Origin of the sequence: Amycolatopsis sp. NBC_00438 (genome assembly GCF_036026695.1) — a bacterium.
Lineage (GTDB): Bacteria > Actinomycetota > Actinomycetes > Mycobacteriales > Pseudonocardiaceae > Amycolatopsis.
The window spans coordinates 2,238,744-2,259,089 of record NZ_CP107923.1 but is presented as its reverse complement, the minus strand read 5'-3'; the positions used below and the strand labels follow the sequence as shown (position 1 = coordinate 2,259,089).

The window sequence follows — 20,346 nt, the reverse complement described above, 5'->3', positions numbered from 1 at the left end:
TGCTCACTTCCAATCCTGGTTCTTCCAGTCACCGATCACCGGCGGTGCCACGACCTGCTCACCGTCGAAGAAGTTCGGGTCGTCGTTCTCGACGTAGTCGGCCGACTTGTGTTCCTTGTCGTCTTCCTTCTTACCGCCCTTGGCACCGGCGCCCATGCCGCCCATGCCCGGGGAGCCCGGCGCGCCGGCCTTGCCGCCGGCCGCCGCGTTGCGCGCCGCCATGGCTTCGGCCTCCGCGGCCGCACCCGACGCGGCGCCACCGCTGAGGTTGCCCGCCCCGGTGCCACGCAGGCCCGCGCCGCCGGCCCCGGCCCCGCCGGTGCCCGAGCCGCCGCCGATGCCGCCGAGGGACCCGCCCCCGCCGCCACTGCCGCCACCGATTCCGCCGAGGCCGCCGAGGCGGCTCGCGATGCTCTCGCCGTTGATCCCGCCGCCGCGGCCGATGGTCGGCATCTTGCCGAGCCCGCCGCTGCCGCCGGTGCCACCACCCGGGATGCCGTTGCCGCCGAGCCCGCCGCCGGTGGGCAGGCCGGTGATCGGGTCGATGCCGGGCGGGGTGAACCCGCCGCCCAGGCCGCCGCCGCGGATGCCCCCGCTGCCGCCGCCCGGGATGTCGGGGACGGAGAACGACGGCGGGGTGTACCCGCTGCCGCCGCCGGTGCCGCCACCAGCGCCGATGCCGGAAGGCGTGAAGCCGGACGACGTCGTCGAGTCGCCGCCGCCGGGGATCGAGGAGCCGGGGATGCCCGCGCCGCTGAAGCTGCCGCCGCCGGGGGTGTCCGGCATGTCGAAGTTCGGCGGGGTGAAGCTCCCGCCACCGCCGCCGGACCCACCCGCGCCGCTGCCACTGCCGCCGCCCGGGATGCCACTGCCGGAGAAGCCGGAACCACCCGAGCCGGAGCCGCCGCCCGGGATGCCCGCGCCGCCGTACCCGCCGCTGCCGCCGGCGCCGCTGCCGCCGGCGCCACCGCCGACGGGCCGGCCGGTGGCCGGGTCGATGGGCAGGCCCGTGGCCGGGTCGATCGGGAAGCCGGTGGCCGGGTCGATGGCGGGTGAGCCGTTGGCCGAAGCCGCCGGGAGCCGCGCCAGCGACGGGTCGGTGCTGCCGTTCGGGTCCAGCTGCCCGTTCGGGAGGGTGCGCCCCATCAGGCCCTGCGACGCGCCGCCGGACGACATCGGGGTGCCCATGGTGCGCGCGCTCGCCGTCGCGGTCGGCAGCTTCGGCGGAGCCGGGAACTTCGGCGTCGCGACCGCACCGGCGATGGTCTGGTCGTACTGGGTCATGATCTGCGCGGCGTGCTCGCGCGCGACCTGCTGGGCCCGGTAGGTCTGGATCGCCTCGCCCGCCGCCGACGCGTACTGCACCGGGTCGGTCATCGTCTGCAGCTTCTGGTTGGTGGCCTGCAGGTCGAACTGCACCGGCGGGTTCGCGCCCATCTGCCGCTGCGTCTCGTTGAGCGCCTGGGAGTGGATCTCTTGCTGGCGCCCGGCGAGCGTCGCGCCCTGCGCGGTCGCGCCCAGCCACTTGCCGACCCCGGCGAGGTGCTCGCGGACGGCGTCACCGGCGTCGCCCTGCCAGTTGCTCGTGCTCGCGGTGATCGAGTCGGCCAGGTTCTTCTGGTGCGTGCCGAGGTCGTTGCCGACCTGCACCCACTCCTCCGACGTCTCCGCGACGGTCGCCGGGTTGGCGTCCAGCGTGATGGCGTCGTTCATCTGCTCGTGGCTGGCGTTGCTCCACAGCATGTGCGGCGGCTCGCCGGTCTCGCGCATGGACAGGCCCTCGTCGAGCCCGTTCTTCGCGTTGTCCAGGTGCTGCTGGTACAGCTCCTGGATCTTCCGGTCGCGCAGCGCCGGGTCGACGGCCGGGCCGAGCCAGCCGGCCCGGATCTCGTCGTCGATCTGCTGGGTGGCCATCTCGCGGATCTCGTCGCCCGAGGGCGTGCCGTCGGTCTTCAGCGGCCCGACGTAGTACTTCGACGACGAGTCCGCCGTCGGGTCGTACAGCGGGCTGCGCCGGTTGTAGTCCGGGGACGACGGGTCCGACACGGACTCGGCGGTGGGTGCCACGGTCTCCCTCAGCTCTGGTCGGCGGACGGGAGTGCGACGAGCGTGGCCCGTGTCTCCTCTTCCCGCGTCTTGTAGTTCTGCTTCGCCAGCTTGATCGCTTCGATGTAGGTCGGGAACTCCTGCCGCGCGGCCTGCAGCTGCGTGACCAGCCCGTGGTCGTCGGCCGCGGTGTTCACCATGTGGCCGGAGACCCACATGCCGACCGCGGTCCGGCTGAGCGCCGGCTTGTCGTGCAGGCGCTGCAACGCCGACCAGCGCGCCTCCAGCGACTCGAGCACGCCTTCGAGCGACTCGATCAGCCGGTTGCCGGTGGTGTCGTCGACCGCGAAGCTGCCGGTCTGGGCCAGCCGCTTCAGCTGGGCGCCGGCGAGGCCGACACGGATCGCGGACATCGCCTGCAGCTGCGGTGTGTCGGCGGCCTGGAGCTGCTGCGTCGCTTGGAGCGCCTCGGTGGTCGCCGCTGTCGCGTCATCGGTCATCAGGAGGGTTCCTTCCCGGTCAGTAGACCGCGGCGATCGCGTCACGGATGGCCCGGGCCAGTTCGGCGCGGCCCGCGGGCACGTACTCGGCCGTCAGCTCGCCGGCGTCACCGGTCCTGGTGCGCACGAGGTACCGGCCGTCGGCGGTGTCCAGCCAGCTCAGCGGGTCACCCGCGAGCCGCTCGCCGCGGCGGCTCTGCGCGGTGACGGCGATGTGGCCGCCACCCAGCCGCGGCTCGGACAGCACGCGCTCCAGCACGGCGACGTCGGACGGCGTCGGGGCCGGCGGGCGGCGTCCCGGCCGCACCACGGCCTTCACCTCGATCATGCCGAAGGCGTCCGTCTCTTCTTCCTCGAACTCCGCGTCGGCACGCCGCTTGGCCGCCATCGCCGAGACCTCACGGCCGGCGGCGCGGTGCACGACGTGCCGGCCGGTGGTCGCGGCGGGCGCCGGGGGCAGCACGCCGGTGACGACCTCGACCAGGTCCTCGTCCGCGAAGAGCGAGAACAGCAGCTCGTCGTCGTCCGGGGCCTGGGTGATGCCGAGCGCCTGTGCGCCGTCGGTGACCACGAGGACCGCGACGTCGGCGCCGAGGCCGTCGATCCCGCTCACCGCGACCGACACGCGGGGGGCCGCCAGCAGCTCGAAAGCCGTGCGCACCCCCGGGTGCAGCTCTCCCGACACCGAAAGACGACGTTCCTCGAGCGAGTCGTAGACCTGCCGGGCGACGTGGACGAACCGCACCGGGTCTGCCGGGAGGTACCCGGCCCGCAGTGGGTACCGCCGGACATCGCCACCGGTCGCCTGCCCGACAACCAGGGCTTCGACGACCTCGAGGACGAACTCGAACCTGTCCGCCATTTCCCCTCGCCCGATTCCGTGAAATTCGTCAAACCCTCAAGCAAGTTCCCTTACGAAGAGTAGCAGTGCCGCCGGACCGGGGTTCGGCGCCGCCACCCGGATGCCCGAAAGACCACGATCCCTGTCCTGGGCGGGCAAGTGGCCCACAGTGGACCTCTCACTCGACGCGGTGATTGTGCACGCGCAGCTGCAGGGTGACGAGATCCAGCAGCGGCACGGAAACGCCCAGCTCACGGGCACGCGCGGTGAGGTCGCCGAAGATCTGGTCCCCCTCGACCGGGTGACCGCCGAGAAGGTCGCGGTACAGCGAAGAACCACCCGTTCCGGGGTCGGTCACCGTTCGGCGTGTCGCGTCCAGATCCGCAGCGGGCACCGGGTATCCGGCGGCTTCGGCGACGGCCGCGGCCTCCGCCACGACCGCCTCGGCGAACGCCGCGCCACCGGGCACCGCGACGACGTCGCCGGTCGTGCCGCGCATCAGCGCGTTGACCCCGCCGATCGACGCGATGAACACCCACTTCGCCCACATGGCCCCGGTGATCGCGTCTTCGCGGGCAGCCGGGAACCCGGCGCCGGTCAGCGCCGCGTCCACCTGGGACAGCCGCGAGGGGACCGGTTCGGCGCGGGCGCCGTAGACCAGGTTCTGCAGCGGCGCGAGCCGCCGGATGTCGCCGTCGTCGTCGACCGTGGTCACGACTTTGGCCACCCCGCCGAGAACCGCCGCCGCACCGAACCGCGCGGCGAGGACGTCGATGTGCGCCAATCCGTTGAGGAACGGCAGAATCAGCGTTCCCGGGCCGACCGCGGGCGCGAAATCGTCGATGGCGCCGGTCAGCGCGGTGGCCTTCACCGCGAGCAGCACGAGGTCGTAGGTTCCTTCGAGGGCCCCGGTTTCCACGAGCGGCGGGTCGAGCACGGTCTCCTCGCCGAGCCCGACGATCCGCAGCCCGCGCTCCCGCAGCACCTTCGCCCGCCCCGGCCGGACGAGGAACGTCACGTCCCGGCCCGCCTGCAACAGCCGGCCGCCGAAGTACCCGCCGGTCGCACCGGCACCCACCACCAGGATCCGCAAGTCGTTCACGCCCGCGACGCTACGCCCGGCGGGTGTCCGGCCGCCGGAGTCCCATCCGCTGGTCGACTCCCGCCGGTCTCCCCCGCCGTGAGGGGCACCCTTATGACTCTTGGGTCCCTGAGGGTGCCCCTCACGACTCTTGGGTCCCTAAAGGTGCCCCCACGGCAACGGCCGCCGCGGCCGTGTTCCGCGGCGGCGACCACAGCTTCCGCACAGCAAGACACAGCGAACGGACAGGTGAAATCGGCTGCCGAACGGGCACCGCGAGGCGTTGACCAGGCATGGGAAGACCGATCCGCGGCCTGGGCCTGGCCGCCGCGCTCGCCGCGACCCTGCTCGTCGCGGCCTGCGGGCAGGCGGTCACGCCCGCCGCGCGGAGCACGACGGCGACGCCGGACCCGCCTCAGGACACCGAGGTCGGACCGCCCGCGCCGAGCACCACCACGGTCCCCTACCCCGACCTCTCCGCCGTCGCCGACGGGGTGGCGGACGCCGTGGCCGCCGCCTCCCGCGGCACCGACGCCGGATTCGTCCTGTTCGACCGGCAGCCGGGCCAGGAACTGGCCTCCGCCGACCGCGATACGCCGTACTACACCGCTTCGGTGGTGAAGCTGCTGATCGCGATCGACGAGGTCCGCGACACCGACGGCGGCTGGGCGCTCCCGGACGCCGGCACGGTCGACGATCTGACCGACATGCTCGCGGGCAGCAACGACGGGATCGCCTCGGAACTCTGGGAACGCAACGGCGGCAACGAGATCGTCACCCGCACCGCCGCGCTGATCGGCCTCACGCACACGACGCCGCCCGCGGACCCGACCCAGTGGGGCATGGCGAAAACGAGCGCCGCCGACGTCGTCGCGACCTACGAGTACCTCGAGGACACCGTGCCCGACGACGTCGCGCAGCCGCTGCTCACCGCGCTCGGCGACGCCCGGAACCCGGCCGACGACGGCTGGGACCAGTACTTCGGCATCCCGGACGGGCTGCCCGGGACGTCGTGGCAGGTCAAGCAGGGCTGGATGGTCCTGCGCGACGCGCTCGTCCTGAACACCACGGGGGTCGTCAACGACCGCTACGTCGTCGTCCTGCTGACCCAGCAACCGCTGGTCAGCTCGGCGAAGGGCCGCGCCGCCGTGACGGCGGGGATCACGACGCTCGCTCCCCTGCTGAAGCAGCTGAGCGCGACGTGACGCCGGTGACGCCACGGGCCCGGTCGATGTCCGGGCCGCGGTAGAGCCGTTCCGGGATCCGGGCCAGCGTCGACGGGTGGACCTGCGGGCCGAGGCCGTAGAGCTTCTGGAAGCTCATGATCAGCGGCCGCCAGGCGTCCGGGTCGATGCGGTCGTCGCTGCCGGGCAGGCGGATCCCGTCGTGCACGAAGACGCGCTGCACCCGCACCTCGATCGCGACGATGCCGCCGCGTTGCCGCTCGTCGGCGTCGGCGACCGGGTGCACGGCCTCGACGACCGCCTCCATCGCCACCGGGCATTCGGCGACGCGCGGCGGCGCCACGGTCTCCGACGGCACCGGCGTCAGCCCGGCCCGCTCGAACTTCTCCGCGACGTGGAAGTACCCGCGCTTCCGCTTCCCGTCGGGCACGGGGTCCGAGCCGGTGGTCATGGCGAGCCGGTCGACGTGCGCGGCGAGCGCGTCGGAGGGCAGGTTGAGCACGCACTCGCGGGTGCGCAGGAGGTTGTGGGTGGTGTGCGAGCGCGCGCTGAGCCCGAGCATCGCGCGCCAGCCGAGCCAGAACGCGGACGACATCGGGGCGAGGTTGGCCGAACCGTCCTCATTGGAACTCGAAATCAGCACCACGGGCGTGCCGAAGTAGAGGATTCCGGGCTCGATGGCCGTGTGCGCAAGGGTTTCCGTCTTCACGCCACCCATCCTCGCGCCCCGGCCACTCCCCTCGCTGGCGGGAATCGGCCGTCGCGATCACCAGCCGTGAATGGCACATCGAGGGACGCTGAGTCCCTCGATGTGCCATTCACGGACTTCAGGAGCGGGCGGCGGCCTGGGTGAGCGCGCGGCGGGTGAGGACGCGCGCCAGGTGGCGGCGGTACTCCGCCGTCGCGTGGGGCTCGTCCGGCGGGTTCGTGTCCTCGGCCGCCAGGGCCGCGGCGTCCTCGATGGACGCGCCGGACGCGAGGGCCGCCTCGGTCGCCGACGCGCGCAGCGGGACGCCGGCCATGTTGACCAGGCCCACCTTGCCACCGACCACGGCCACGCCGACCATCGCCCAGTCGAGCGCGCGGCGGGTGAACTTCTCGAAGCCCCAGCCGAGGCCCGTCTGACGCGGCAGCCGGATCTCCGTCAGCAGCTCGTCCGGCTCCAGCGGCGTCGTGAACGGGCCGAGGAAGAACTCCGCCGCCGGGATCCGGCGCTCGCCCGACGGGCCGCGCGCGACCAGCACGGCGTCCGACGCCAGGATCGCCGCCGGGAGGTCGGCCGCGGAGTCGGCGTGCACCAGGGAGCCGCCGAGGGTGCCGCGGTGGCGGACCTGGCGGTCGCCCACCTCCCCCGACGCGTGCGCCAGCAGCGGCGCGTGCTCCCGCAGCACCGGGTCCTGCTCCAGGTCGCTGTAGCGGGTCAGGGCGCCGATGACGACCTCGTCGCCGTCCAGCCGGACGTAGCGCAGCTCGTCGACCGGCCCGATGTCCACCAGGTACTCCGGCGCGGCCAGCCGCAGTTTCATCAGCGGCAGCAGCGAATGCCCGCCGGCCAGGACCTTGGCGTCGTCGCCGTGCTCGGCCAGCCGGGCCAGCGCCTCGTCCACTGTGGACACGCGCTCGTAGCGGAACTCGGCGGGGATCACCGGTCCACCTCCTGCCCGGAAGCGTCCATCACGGAGCTGACGATGTTGTGGTAACCCGTGCAGCGGCACAGGTTTCCTTCGAGCCCGGCACGCACCTCGTCGCGCGTCGGCTTCGGGTTGTCCACGAGCAGCGACACCGACGCCATGATCATCCCGGGCGTGCAGAACCCGCACTGCAGGCCGTGCTGCTCCCGGAACGCCCGCTGCACCGGGTGCAGCTCACCACCGGTACCGGACAGTCCCTCGACGGTGGTGACGGCGTGGCCGTCGGCCTGCGCGGCCAGCACCGTGCACGACTTGACCGACTCCCCGTCCAGCAGCACCGTGCAGGCGCCGCACGACGTCGTGTCGCAGCCGATGTTCGTGCCGGTGAACCCGGCGGTGTCGCGCAGGAAGTGCACCAGCAGCGTCCGGTCCGGCACCTCCTCGGCCACCGGCCGTCCGTTGACCTCGATCGAGACCTTCACCGCGGGTTCTCCTTGCTAGCTGCTTCAAGTGCCGCCCAGACCCGGATCGGGGTCGTGGGCATGTCCAGGTGCCGGACGCCGCGCGTGGCCAGCGCGTCGACCACGGCGTTGTGCACCGCCGGCGTCGAGCCGATCGTCGCCGCCTCGCCGATCCCCTTGACGCCCAGCAGGTTCCGGTCGGTCGGGGTCGCCATGTCGACGAGCTCGAAGTCCGGCAGCTCGACGGCCGTGATGAACGAGTAGTCCGCCAGCGTCGCGGTGGTCGGGTTGGCGTCCTCGTCGTAGGTGACGACTTCCATGAGCGCCTGGGCGGCGCCCTGGCCGAGCCCGCCGTGCCGCTGGCCGCGGAAGGTCAGCGGGTTGACGATCGGGCCGGCGTCGTCGACGGCGATGATCCGCCGCAGCACGACCTTGCCGGTCTCCGTGTCGACCTCGACGACCGCGAGGTGCGCGCCGAACGGGAACGTCGGCTTGCCGCCGCCGAACCAGACGTCCGCGGTGATCTTGCCATCCCCGGCCGTGCCGGCGACCTGCGCCCAGCTGAGCACCGTGCTCGACGGCGCGCCGCGGACCTGCCAGACCCCGCGTTCGACGTCCAGCTCGAGGTCGTCGGCCGACGCCTCCAGCAGCTCGGCCGCCAGTTCGCGGGCCTGCGCGATCACCTCGTCGGCCGCCTGCCGGATGGCCGACCCGCCGAGCTGCAGCGAGCGGGAGCCGAACGTGCCGATCGCCTTGGGCACCTCGTCGGTGTCGCCGTGGCGGACCGTGATCTTCTCCAGCGGCACGCCCAGCCGGTCCGACAGCAGCATCGCCAGCGACGTGCCCAGCCCCTGCCCGTGCGGCGAGCTGCCGGTCCAGGCGACGACCGAGCCGTCCGGGTGGATGTCGACGCGCCCGCTCTCGCCACCCCCGTCACCGCCGGTGATCTCGACGTACGCGGCGAGCCCGAGGCCGAGTTCGACCGGGTCGCCGGCGTCGCGCCGCCGCTGCTGCTCGGCGCGCAGTTCGGCGTAGCCGCCGGCTTCGAGGACCTTGTCCAGCGCCGCGGCGTACTCGCCCGAGTCGTAGGACGCGCCGGTCGGCGTCTGGTACGGGAACTCCTCGGGCCGGATGAAGTTGACCCGGCGGACCTCGGCCGGGTCCAGCCCGATCTCGGCGGCGAAGACGTCCATGGCCCGTTCGAGCGCGGCCGTCGCCTCCGGGCGGCCCGCGCCGCGGTAGGCCGCGATCGGCGTCGTGTTCGTGACGACACCGCGGCTGCGCGTCTCGACCGTCGGGAACCGGTAGACGCCGACGGCCATCAGCTCGGTGAGCGTCGGCAGGAACAACGTCCGCGGGTAGGCGCCGGCGTCCTGGACGACGTCGAGGCGGTACGCGAGCACCGTGCCGTCCCGCTTGCCGCCGATGGTGACGGTGTTCTGCTGGCCCCGCCCGTGCGTCATCGACGTCAGGTTCTCGCTGCGGGACTCGATCCAGCGCACCGCCCGCCCGAGCCGCTTGGCCGCCCAGCCGAGGACGGTCACCTCCGGGTCCGCGCCGATCTTCGCGCCGAAGCCGCCGCCGACGTCCGGGGCGATCACCCGCACCGCCTCCTCGCCGACGCCGAGGCTGCCGGCCAGCTGCGACCGGGCGATCTGGGCGTTCTGCGTGGACAGCCACGCGGTGAGCCGGCCGTCCGCGCCCCAGACCAGCGACGCGCCGCGGACTTCGAGAGGCGCGGGGGCGACACGCTGGTTGACGATCGTCTGCGTGACGACCGCGTCGCAGCCGTCGAAGATCGCGTCGTCGAACTCCTCGGCGCCGTGGACCTGCACCACGTTGCTGCCCGTTTCCGGGTACAGCAGCGTCTCACCGGCCAGCGCGGCGTCGATGCTCGCGACGGCGTCGAGGGGCTCGTAGTCGACGTCGACCAGCTCGGCCGCGTCGGCCAGCTGGTACCGCTGCTCGGTGACGACGAGCGCGACCGGCTCGCCGACATACCGGACGACTCCGGCGGCCAGCCACGGTTCCTTCACCGGACCGGCGTCGTGCGGCTCGAGCCCGAGGTCCGCGGCGGTGTACACGCCGAGCACCCCCGGCGCCGCGAGCGCCTCGCTCACATCGATGCCGCCGATCCGCGCGTGCGCGATGGGACTGCGCACGAACACCGCGTGCGCGGCGCCGGAAAGCGCTTCCTCCCGCAGATCGTCGACGTAGGTCCCGCCCGCGGTGATCAGGTTCTGATCCTCTTGGCGGACCACCCTGGTCCCGACAATGCTCATCTGGTCTCCTGCTCGCCGATACCCCGCCGATCATGCCCCCTCCGGCGGCCCGGCGTCACGCCGCGAAGGCCTGCCGACCCAAGACGACCGCCAGCACGAGCCCGGCGACGCCGATCCCGATCCGCAACGGCGTCGCGGGCAGGTGCCGCACGATCGTCGCGCCGAGCCAGGCGCCGCCGAGCGAGCCGAGGCAGACGGCCAGCGCGGCCGGCCAGTCGACCTTGCCGGTCACCGCGAAGACGAGCGCGGCGAGCAGGTTCGCCGACCCGGTGACCAGGTTCTTCGCCGCGTTGGTCCGGGCGAGCGGCTGACTCCACACCGACACCAGCAGGGCCAGCATGAGCACGCCCGCGGCGGCACCGAAGTACCCGCCGTAGATGCCGATGACGAAGGCGAACGCGCCGGTCACCGGGCTCAGCCCGTGGTGTTCGGCGCCTTCGGCAAGCCGGCGCAGCCGCGGACCCGCCATCAGCACCACCGACGCCCCGCCGATCAGCCACGGCACGATCACAGTGAACGCGTCCGCCGGCGTCAGCAGCAGCACGACCCCGCCGACCGCGCCGCCGATCGTGGTGATGACGCAGAGCGGGAGGATCCGGTCGCGCTGCCCGGCGAGCTCGGGCCGCGCCCCGGCGGCCCCGCCGGCGGTGGTCCCGAGCATGGCGACGGTGTTGGTCACGTTCGCGACGACCGGCGGCAGCCCGGCCGCGAGCAGCGCGGGGTAGGACACGAGCGACGCGAGCCCGGCGGTGGCCCCGGTCAGCCCGGCACCGACCCCGGCGAGCACGAGCAGGAGCAGCACCCCGGGGTCCGTGATCACGTTGTCATCTCAACACGCCCCAGCCCGCGCCCGGCGGTGAGCTTGCTCCCACCGTTCACGTCCGTGAATGGCACATCGAGGGACTCTACGTCCCTCGATGTGCCATTCACGGAGTTCCCGGGTCACCCCCAACCGGACAGCGCGGGTATAGGTTGTTATACGAATTACCCGGGCCTTGTCCGAAACCGGACGAGATCGGCCGCCGGGGTTGCCCGGGGCGGGCGGGCCGTCCCAGAATCGCCGCGATGACAAGGTTGTCAGAGAGCGGAGGCCGGACCATGGGCGAGCTGAACCGGCGACGGGCCCTGAGCCTGCTGGGTGCGGGCAGTGCGGCGGCGATGCTGGCCGCCGGGCTGCTGCCGGGGGTCGCCGAAGCGGCGGAAGCCGGCCCCGCCGGGAAGCCGAAGGGCGGGCCGCCGGACGCCGTCGCCGCGACCTACCTGCGGGTCCTGCTCCGGCACACCCGCTGGGCCGAATCGCAGTTCGACACCGCGGCCGGGATCTACCCGGCCAAGGACTTCACCTTCGCCGTCGTCCTCGGCAACGCCCTGCTGCTGACCCGCGACGGTTACGACGCCGCCGTCGCCGGAGTCGACCAGGCCACCCTGCGGACGCACACGCTCGACACGATAAAGCACTTCGCCGCGTCGAACCTGCTCACCGGCGGGACCGAGTGGGGCCGGCGGCTGTTCTTCGACACCACTTTCCAGTCGTACTTCCTGCTCGCCGCGCGGCTGCTGTGGACGGACCTGGACGCGGCCACGCGGGCGAACGTCGAGCGCATCACCACCGAACAGGCCGCCTACACCACCGCGCTCGGCACCCAGGACGATCCGACGTCGGGCGGCTGGACGCCCAACGGCCTGCTCGGCGGCCACGTCGGGGACACCAAGCTGGAAGAGATGGGTGTCTACGCCCAGTCGCTCGCCCCGGCCCTCGCCTGGGCGCCCGGTGACGCCCGCGCCGCCGCCTGGCGGGACGCCTTCGGGTCGTGGAGCCGCAACGAGGGCGGGTTGCCGGCCGCCGACCTGGCCAACCCGCGGCTCGTCGACGGTCACCCGATCAGCGCGAACACGGCGACCAACCTCTACGACACGTTCCTCGTCGAGAACCACGGCTCCTTCGGCCCGCACTACCAAGAGGAACTCTGGCGCACGTCCGGCCGCAACTCCATGCACTTCCTGCTCGCCGGGAAGCCACTGCCCGAGGTGCTCACCGCCCAGCCGAACGGCGAACTGCTCTGGCGCACCATGCTGCTGATGACCAGCGACGCCGGCGAGCCGCTGATGCCGATGGTCGCCGACCGCGAGCACCTCTACGGCCGCGACGTCATCCCGCTCGCCTTCCGCGCGCAGGTCCTCGGCGACCGCTACGCCGCCCGCGCCGAGGCCGACCTGGCCGCCCGGCTCGAGCCGTACCAGGCCTACGCGCCCGCCGACCGGATCACGAAGTTCTCCGGCGAACCGAAGTACGAGCCGGAGGCGCGGGCCGAGGTCGCCATCAGCTACCTGCTGCACGAGTGGCGCGCCGCGCACGGCGGCCCGGTCGTCCCGGTGAGCGGGAAGGAGTTCGACGCGCACGCCGCCGGCGTCGCCGACTTCGGCGCCGGGCCGGGGCTGCTCGCCCACCGCTCCCCCGCCGCCTGGGCCGCGACGGTGAGCAAAGCCGGGTTCGTCAAGTTCGCCTGGCAGCCCCACCACGACGACTGGCTGTTCGCGCTCGGCGGGGCGACGCCGATGCTGCTGCCCGCGTCGAACCTCGCCGTCCGCGAACGCCACGCCACGACCTGGACCCGGGTCCGGGACGGCTTCGACGGCACGTTCGGCGTGCTGCGCTTCGACGCCGGCTATGCCGCGCTCGCCACCCTGCCCACCGGGACCGCCGTGTACACGAGTACCGGCGTCGCGGCCGGCGAAGGCGCCTTCACGGTGTACAACCTGGCCATGCCGGGCGTTCCCGGGCTCGACGGCGACCGCGCCTACACCGCCGCCGAGGGCACGGTGACGGTGTCCGCCCAGGACGCGCCGGCCGGCGGCCCGCGGACCGACGACCTGACCTTCACGCCGGTCACCGCCCGGTTCGTCCGCATGCTCGGCGTCCGCCCGGATCCGGCGTACGGCTATTCGCTGTACGCCTTCGAGGTCCACGACGGCACCGGCCCGGACCTGGCCGTCACAGGCACCGCGTCGGCGTCTTCGGCCACCGCGGGCAAGGAAGCGAAGTACGCCAACGACGGCAACACGACCACCCGCTGGGCGGTGTCCACATCGGACCGGCCGCGGGCGGACAGCTGGCTCGCGGTCGACCTCGGCGCGGCGAAGGCGTTCGACCGCGTCCGGCTGAGCTGGGAAGCGGCCGCCGGACGCGCGTACCGCGTCGAGACGTCCCCCGACGGCTCGGCCTGGACGCCGGTGGCGAGCTTCCCGAAACCCGCGCTGAGCAGCACCCACGGCTGGCTCGACGTCGACGGCCGGGCCGGGCTCGTCGTGTCCGGGCCGAACCCGCTCACCGTCGTCGGTACGAGCGTCACGCTCTCGGACGGCCCGGCCGCGCCGCTGCTGGCCGAGCTGTACCCCGACCCGGCGGGCCTGGCGAAGCTGGCCGGCCGCGCCCGCGCGAGCACCACCGCGGCCGCCGTCCGCGCGAGCGTCACGGACGGATTCCTCGTGCTGGCCAACCTTTCCGCCGCCGCGGCGACCGGCACGGCGAACCTCCCGCAGGATCGCTCCGCGCTCGAGCTGTACCGCGGCGAACAGGTCGTCACCACGGCCGGCACCGCCGTCACCTTCACACTGGCCGCCGCCGAGGGCCGGATCGAACCGCCGCGGTTCACCCTGCGCGGCACGTTCGGCCGCGCGATCCCGATCGGCCTCAAGGCGGTCGTGCGCGACGCCGGCCGGGTCGACCTCACCGCGGCGTCCGGGCTGCCGGTCCTGATCACGGTGGAACCCGACGGCGGCCTCGCGCGGCCCGTCCTGCTGATCCCCGGCCGGACCGTGCCCGTCGTCGTCCCGGAAGTCCGGCCGTACCCGCTGGCCGACCTCGCGCTCGGGGCCGTCACGTTCCCGGCGGAACCGCTGCCGGCGGGGACGTCCGATCCGGGCGCGGCGGTCGACGACGACCCGGCGACGGCGTGGCGGCCGGGCCCGGGTGGCCGGCTGGTCGTCGATCTCGGTGCGGTACGGCCGGTTTCCGCGGCCGAACTCGCCTGGACGTCCGGCCGGGTCCCGGCCTGCGCCGTCGAAACCAGCACGGACGGCGTCACCTACGCAACGGCCGCGAAGCCGACCCGCACCCGCACGACGACCGCCGCCGTCACCGGAGACGTGCGCTACCTCGCCGTACGCACCCTCGACTGGCGAAGCGGCGACGCGAGCCTCACGCGGTTGTCCGTCCGGACTTGATCGATTTCGGGCGGCCCACGAGGTGCCCGGGGCGAGTACCTTGGCACCACACAAGGCACCCGCCGGGAGGTCGCATGCGCGTCACGATCGCCGAGGTCGCCCGCCGCGCGCGGGTGAGCAAGACGACCGTGTCGAGGGTGCTCAACAACAAGGCCGATGTGGACGCGGCGACCGCCATCCGGGTGCGCGAGGTGATCGCCGCGACCGGCTACATCCCCAGTGCCGGCGCGGTCGGGCTGGCGCGCGGGGTGACCCGCACGGTCGGGATGCTGGTGCCGGGGCTGACCTGGCCGTGGATGGGCGAGGTGCTCCAAGGCGTGGCCGACGTCGTGGAGTCGAAGGGCTACGGACTGCTGCTGTCCACCGCCAACCGCGGCGCCGACTCGCTGGAGGAGTTTTCGCGGCAGGTGTCGGCGAAGGCGTTCGACGGCTTGCTGCTGGTCGAACCCCCGGACGCGGTGCGGCACCTGCGGGTGCTGCACGACTCCGGGCTGCCGGTCGTGGTGATCGACGACCGCGGCCGCCGTCCCTCGTTCCCCTCGGTGGGGACGAGCAACCGCCGAGGCGGCGCGGACGCGGCCCGGCACCTGCTCGAAACCGGCCGCACCCGCCTCGCCACCGTGACCGGGCCGCGCGACTTCGGCTGCACGAGCGACCGGCTCAACGGCTTCCGCGACGCCATCCTCGAAGCGGGCGGCACCCTCGACCCGCGGCTGATCATCGAAGGCGACTTCACCAGCGAAAGCGGGGAAGCCGCGATCCTGCAGTTGCTGGAGACCGGCCCGGCGTTCGACGCGGTCTTCGCGCACAACGACCTCACCGCCGCCGGCGTACTGAGCGGGCTGCGGAAGGCCGGGCGCGCGGTGCCGGCGGACGTCGCCGTGATCGGCTTCGACGACATCCCCCTCGCCGCGCACACCCAGCCCCCGCTCACGACGGTCCGCCAGCCGTTGCGCGCGATGGGAGAGACGGCGGCCCGGCAGCTGCTCGCGCAGCTCGCCGGGGCGCCGTCTCCGAGCGCACCGCTCGTGGTGCCGACGACGCTGGTGATCCGCGAGTCGACGGCCGTCGTGAGTGTTCAGGGCGGTTAGAACCGCCCTGAACACTCACGACAACCGGCACCGAGCGCTCAGGAAACGTTCAGCGCAGCGGACAGCGGGACGTTGCGCGACGAGTCCCCGACCGACACGCGGTACTGGCCCGCGTTGGTCGTCCACGACCCGGTCCAGTGCGCGAGGTCCCGCGGGGTGAGCGGGAACGACACCTGCTGGCTCTGGCCGGCGTTGAGCTGCACCTTCTTGAACCCCTTCAGTTGTTTCGGCGGCTCGCCGTTGGCGGCGGGCTGCCCGACGTAGAGCTGGACGACGTCGGCGCCCGCGCGGGTGCCGGTGTTGGTGACCGTCGCCGTCACGGTCGCCGTGCCGTTGGTGCCCTGCGGGGTGACGACCAGGTTCGAGAACCCGAACGTCGTGTACGACAGGCCGAAGCCGAACGGGAACAGCGGCTCGATGGTGCGGGTGTCGTACCAGCGGTACCCGACGTTGAGGCCCTCCGAGTACTCGATCCGGTCGTTGGCGCCCGGGAACTGCTGGACGTTCGCCGTCGGCAGGTCGGCGATCTGCTTCGGGAAGCTGACCGGCAGCTTGCCCGACGGGTTGACGTCGCCGTAGAGCAGCGACGCGATCGCGTTGCCGTTCTCCTGCCCCGGGTACCAGCCCTCGATGACCGCCGCCGCCTTCGACAGCCACGGCATGGTCACCGCCGACCCGGTGTTGAGGACGACGATCGTGCGCGGGTTGGCCGTCGCGACCGCGTCGATCAGGTCGTTCTGCTGGTTCTGCAGGTCGATCGTGTCGAGGTCCTGGGTCTCGGACTCGCCGTAGCCGGCGAACACGACCGCGACGTCCGCGGCCTTCGCCGCCGTCACGGCGCCCGGGATGTTCGGCGTCTGCACGTGCTCGCCGGCGCCGTCCACATAGGACACCGTGACGCCGGAGCCGGCCCGCGCCTTGATCCCGTTGATCGGGTTCACCGACGCCGGGGACGGGTTGACCTTGGCGCTGCCGCCGCCGATGTTCTGCGGGTCGATCCCGTCGCCGCCGGAGAGCGCGATCGACTTGGTCGCCGCGGTCAGCGGCAGGACGCCGTTGTTCTTCAGCAGCACCGACCCGGCCGCCGCGACGTCCCGGGCGGTAGTCACATTCGCCGCGTTGGTCACGACCGACTGCGGGGTGCCGCGCCGGGTCCGGTCGAAGACGCCGAACTTGAACATCTGGGTCAGCACGCGCCGGACCATGTCGTCGACCCGCGCCTGCGTGACCTCACCGCGCGAGACGGCGTCGAGCAAGCCCTGGCCGAAGAACGCTGCCCCGGGCATCTCCATGTCGAGCCCGCCGTTGGCCAGCTGCCGCGGACCGCCGGTCGCCGAGCCCCAGTCGGAGCCGACGAAACCGCCCCAGTTCGCGTCCTGCTTGATCGCGGTCGTCAGCACCCCGCTGCTCTGGCAGGCCGGGACGCCGTTGATCTGGTTGTAGGCGCACATCATCGACGCGACCTGGCCCTGGCTCGCGACCTGCTGGAACGCCGGCAGGTACAGCTCGTGCAGGGTGCGGTCGTCGATGATCACGTTGTCCGACGGCGTCCCGCGCGACGCCCCGGCCTCGACGTTGTAGGCCGCCGCGTGCTTGGCCTGCGCCATCACCCCCTGGCTCTGGATGCCCTGGATCGTCGCGGTCCCGGCCGCCCCGGCGAGGTACGGGTCCTCGGCGTAGGTCTCGAAGTTGCGGCCCCACCGGGGGTCGCGGACGAGGTTGATCGTCGGGCCAAGGGCGATGTCGACGCCCTTGCCGGCGAACTCGGCGCCCATCGCGGAGCCGTACCGGTTGATCAGGCCGGTGTCCCAGGTCGCGGCGGCCGTGACCGGCGCCGGGAACTGGGTGACGCCGTCGAGGCCGTCGCCGACCCCGGCCGGGCCGTCCTGCAGGCCGAGCGCCGGGATGCACAGCTCGGGCACCGCGTCGGTGTCGCCAATGTACGGCCCGGTCGCGCCGTTGCCGTGCAGCACCTTGGTCTTCTGCTGCGCCGTCATGGCCGCCATCAGCTGGTTCACGCGGTCCGCGACCGGCGCCGTCGAGCCGACCCACGGGCAGCCACCCGGGTTGGTCGGCGTGGTCGTCGGCGGCGCGCTGTCACTGGTGTGGACGGCGAACTCCCACAGGGAGATGCCCCACTGGGTGGCCCGCGCGGTGGCGTTGAGCCGGACGTACCTCGCGGTGCCGCTCACCGCGGGGTGCTCGGTTCCGCCCGCGCCGGTCACCGTCGCCGCCGTCGTCCACGACGTCCCGTTCATGGACAGCTGGATCGTGTACGCGCTCGCGTACGCGGCTTCCCACGTCAGGTCGACGCCGCACACCGGCCGTGAACTGCCCAGATCGACCTGGATCCACTGCGGGTCGGTGGCCAGGCTGGACCAGCGCGTCCCGGTGTCGCCGTCGAAGGCGGCGCTGACCGGGAAGGCGTCGGACTGGACGCTGGAGGCCGACGACGGCTGCCGCAGGCCTGCGTTCGCACTGCCGCACGCCTGCGCCGTGCCGTCACCGAAGACCTGGAATTCCCACAGCGACACGCCCCACTGGGTCGCGCGCTGGGTCGTGGTCAGGCGGACGTACCGGCCGCTGCCCGACACCGGCAGTGTCTGGGTGCCGCCGGTGCCGGTGGTCGTCGAGTACACCGTCGACCACTGGTTGCCGTCGGCCGACGCCTGGATGGTGAACGCCTTCGCGTAGGCCGCCTCCCACTGGACGACAACCTGGTTGAGCGTGTGCGAGCCGCCGAGGTCGACCTGCAGTGTCTGCGGGTCGGCGGCCAGGCTGGACCACCGGGTGCCGGGGTCGCCGTCGACCGCGGCCGAAGCCGGGAAGGCGGCGTTTTCGGTGGAGGACGCGGTCACCGCGTGGCCCTGCGAGAGCAGGGTGGGTGCGGCCTGCGCGGTGAACAGTGGCGCGGTGAGCAGGCCCGCCGCGACCACCGCTCCCGTGACGAGCGCGAGCCGCCGCCTCACTGGTACACCCGGACGTAGTCGATCACCATGTCCTGCGGCAGCACCGTCCCGGCTCCCGGCGGCCCGGGGAAGTCGCCGCCGATGGCGTTGTTGAGGATCAGGAAGAACGGGTGGTCGTAGACCCACGGCCCACGAGTGCTCTCCACGGTGTCGCGGTTGATCGTCTCGAAGGCGTTGCCGTCCACGGAGAACGTCATGTGGGAGGCGTCCCAGTCGAGGCCGAACTTGTGGAACCCGGCGGAGACGTCCTGGCCCACGTCGAAGGGCGCGCCGATGCCGCCGCCACCGTTGTAGGCCGGGGCGTGGATCGTCGAGTAGGCCAGGTTCGGCGACTTCCCGACGTGCTCCATGATGTCGATCTCACCGCAGTTGGGCCACGGCGTGCCGCTGAAGAAGTTCGCGCCCAGCAACCAGAACGCGGGCCAGAGCCCCTGTGTGCCGGAGACCTTGATGTTGGCCTCGACGTGACCGTAGGTGAAGCTGAACTTGCCCGCGGTGTTGATCCGGCCCGAGGTGTACTGGCAGGTGCCGCTGCCGCTGATCGGGTCGACCGGGCACGCCGACCCCGGTGTCGCCTCGCGGCGGAGCTGGATGACCAGGTTGCCGCGGCCGTCCTGCTTGGCGTTGTTGTTGTTCGTGTAGTACTCGAGCTCGTTGTTGACGCCCGGACCGGTTTCGGCGGTCCACTTGCTGGCGTCCGGGCCGGCGCCCGAGGCGCCGTTGAACTCGTCGCTCCAGACCAGCGTGCCTGGGAAGTGCGGGGCCGGCGGTGCGGGCGGCACGGTGGTCGGGTTGCCGCCGGTGCCGTAGACGTCGAAGCCCCACAGCGAGTAGCCGTAGCCGTTGGAGCGCGCGGTGCCGTACATCCGGACGTACCGGCCGCTGCCGTTGACGGTCAGGGTCTCCTTGAAGCCCTTGCCGGTGGTCGTCGAGTAGAGCGACGTCCAGTTCGCGTTGTCGTTCGACACCTGCAGCTGGTACGCGACCGCGTAGGCCGGGTCCCACTGCAGGACGACCTGGTGCACGTTCGCGGTGGCCCCGAGGTCGACGGTGATCCAGCCCGGGTCGACCCAGCCGGTGGTCGCGCTGGTCGCCCAGCGCGTCGCCGGGTCGTGGTCGAACGCCTTGGCCGGGAGACAGCCCGGGCAGGCGCCGTCGTCCTGGTACGACGAGGCCGAGCCGGACTTGCCGTACGACAGCAGGACGTCACCGGGCTGGGTGGTGCCGCCCCCGCCGAAGACCTGGAACTCCCACAGCGAGTAGCCGTACTGCGTGGCGCGCTGGGTGCCGGTGAGCCGGACGTACCGGCCGCTGCCCGTGACGTTCAGGGTCTGCGTGCCGCCGGTGGCGGCGGTCGTCGAGTACAGCGACGTCCAGGTGGCGCCGTCGGTGGACGCCTGGATCGTGAACGCCTTGGCGTAGGCGGCTTCCCAGTTCAGCACGACCTGGGACAGCTGCTGGGTGGATCCGAGGTCGACCTGCAGCCACTGCGGATCGCTGAACCCGCTGGACCAGCGGGTGCCGCCGTCGCCGTCGACCGCGGCCGACGCCGGGGTGCCGGCGTTTTCGGTGGACGACGCCGTCACGGGACGGCCTTGGGAGAGCAGGACGGGCGCGGCCTGGGCGTCGGGCGCGGTGAGCAGCGCGGCCAGGGCCAGGGTGAGAACGGTGAGCACGCCCAAGCGGGCTCGGGGTCGCTTCATGCGTCGGTGCATGGGAACCTCCACGGCGGACCGGCGCCGGGGCATCCTTGCCCCGGCACGGATCGGCTCACGTGGCCTCGGCGCGGGTGTGGGGCCCGCCTCTTCGGTACGCTCTTAGTTCAAGATATAAATAAAGAGCGTGAAAATGTCAACGGCGGTGCGCCGGGTGGTCCCGGAACGGCCGGAACACTGGGCCGGGAGAAGGAATCCCGCCCGGAACCTTGACGCTTGCCCGGCGCGGGATGTTAACTGCTCCTCGCTTCGACGGAACCGGTTCCGCGGCCGCCACCTGGATCGATTCCACCCCTTCGGGCTGACTGGTTCGCCGTCTCG

Annotated in this window: 14 protein-coding genes; 3 read left to right on the top strand and 11 right to left on the bottom strand. The window is 72.7% G+C overall.

Annotation, left to right across the window (positions count from 1 at the left end; all coding sequences use genetic code 11):
- Positions 1 to 3: 3 nt before the first annotated feature.
- From OG494_RS10615 to OG494_RS10600, 4 genes are all read right to left on the bottom strand, one after another.
- A complete protein-coding gene (locus OG494_RS10615; RefSeq protein ID WP_328454414.1) occupies positions 4 to 2,067 on the bottom strand; it encodes a hypothetical protein in 2,064 nt (687 codons plus the stop codon).
- 8 nt (positions 2,068 to 2,075) lie between these two features.
- A complete protein-coding gene (locus tag OG494_RS10610) occupies positions 2,076 to 2,546 on the bottom strand; it encodes a hypothetical protein (protein WP_328454412.1) in 471 nt (156 codons plus the stop codon).
- A gap of 19 nt (positions 2,547 to 2,565) precedes the next feature.
- Positions 2,566 to 3,408, bottom strand: coding sequence for an ESX secretion-associated protein EspG (locus tag OG494_RS10605; RefSeq protein WP_328454411.1), 843 nt, complete (start codon positions 3,406 to 3,408; stop codon positions 2,566 to 2,568).
- 157 nt (positions 3,409 to 3,565) lie between these two features.
- A complete protein-coding gene (locus tag OG494_RS10600) occupies positions 3,566 to 4,489 on the bottom strand; it encodes a 2-dehydropantoate 2-reductase (protein WP_328454410.1) in 924 nt (307 codons plus the stop codon).
- Positions 4,490 to 4,761: 272 nt separating this feature from the next.
- Between OG494_RS10600 and OG494_RS10595 the strand changes: the two genes are divergently transcribed.
- Entirely contained in the window at positions 4,762 to 5,673 is a 912-nt protein-coding gene (locus OG494_RS10595) for a hypothetical protein (RefSeq protein ID WP_328454408.1), read from the top strand.
- On the opposite strand, the gene OG494_RS10590 is transcribed toward OG494_RS10595, so the two are convergent.
- The 5 genes from OG494_RS10590 to OG494_RS10570 form a co-directional block, all read right to left on the bottom strand.
- Positions 5,630 to 6,361 carry a flavin reductase family protein gene (locus tag OG494_RS10590; RefSeq protein WP_328454406.1) on the bottom strand — a complete coding sequence of 244 codons (732 nt, stop codon included), beginning with the start codon at positions 6,359 to 6,361 and terminating at the stop codon, positions 5,630 to 5,632. The genes OG494_RS10595 and OG494_RS10590 overlap by 44 nt on opposite strands.
- Positions 6,362 to 6,479: 118 nt before the next feature.
- The gene (locus tag OG494_RS10585; protein ID WP_328454404.1) at positions 6,480 to 7,298 is read right to left on the bottom strand and encodes an FAD binding domain-containing protein; all 819 of its coding nucleotides are present in this window, start codon (positions 7,296 to 7,298) and stop codon (positions 6,480 to 6,482) included.
- The gene (locus tag OG494_RS10580; RefSeq protein WP_328454402.1) at positions 7,295 to 7,765 is read right to left on the bottom strand and encodes a (2Fe-2S)-binding protein; all 471 of its coding nucleotides are present in this window, start codon (positions 7,763 to 7,765) and stop codon (positions 7,295 to 7,297) included. The genes OG494_RS10585 and OG494_RS10580 overlap by 4 nt, the downstream gene beginning before the upstream one ends.
- Positions 7,762 to 10,026 carry a xanthine dehydrogenase family protein molybdopterin-binding subunit gene (locus tag OG494_RS10575; protein ID WP_328454400.1) on the bottom strand — a complete coding sequence of 755 codons (2,265 nt, stop codon included), beginning with the start codon at positions 10,024 to 10,026 and terminating at the stop codon, positions 7,762 to 7,764. The genes OG494_RS10580 and OG494_RS10575 overlap by 4 nt, the downstream gene beginning before the upstream one ends.
- A gap of 55 nt (positions 10,027 to 10,081) precedes the next feature.
- Positions 10,082 to 10,846, bottom strand: a complete 765-nt coding sequence (locus tag OG494_RS10570; protein WP_328454398.1) for a sulfite exporter TauE/SafE family protein — start codon at positions 10,844 to 10,846, stop codon at positions 10,082 to 10,084.
- A 245-nt stretch (positions 10,847 to 11,091) separates the two neighbouring features.
- Between OG494_RS10570 and OG494_RS10565 the strand changes: the two genes are divergently transcribed.
- Together OG494_RS10565 and OG494_RS10560 are read left to right on the top strand one after the other, a co-directional pair.
- Positions 11,092 to 14,250, top strand: coding sequence for a discoidin domain-containing protein (locus OG494_RS10565; protein WP_328454396.1), 3,159 nt, complete (start codon positions 11,092 to 11,094; stop codon positions 14,248 to 14,250).
- 74 nt (positions 14,251 to 14,324) lie between these two features.
- Positions 14,325 to 15,341, top strand: a complete 1,017-nt coding sequence (locus OG494_RS10560) for a LacI family DNA-binding transcriptional regulator (protein ID WP_328454394.1) — start codon at positions 14,325 to 14,327, stop codon at positions 15,339 to 15,341.
- Positions 15,342 to 15,379: 38 nt separating this feature from the next.
- On the opposite strand, the gene OG494_RS10555 is transcribed toward OG494_RS10560, so the two are convergent.
- Both OG494_RS10555 and OG494_RS10550 read right to left on the bottom strand, forming a co-directional pair.
- A complete protein-coding gene (locus OG494_RS10555) occupies positions 15,380 to 18,310 on the bottom strand; it encodes a glycoside hydrolase family 3 C-terminal domain-containing protein (protein ID WP_328454392.1) in 2,931 nt (976 codons plus the stop codon).
- Complete coding sequence (locus tag OG494_RS10550) at positions 18,307 to 20,025, bottom strand: discoidin domain-containing protein (protein ID WP_328454390.1); 1,719 nt, start codon at positions 20,023 to 20,025, stop codon at positions 18,307 to 18,309. Before OG494_RS10550 ends, OG494_RS10555 begins: the two co-directional genes overlap by 4 nt.
- Between the last annotated feature and the right edge of the window lie 321 nt (positions 20,026 to 20,346).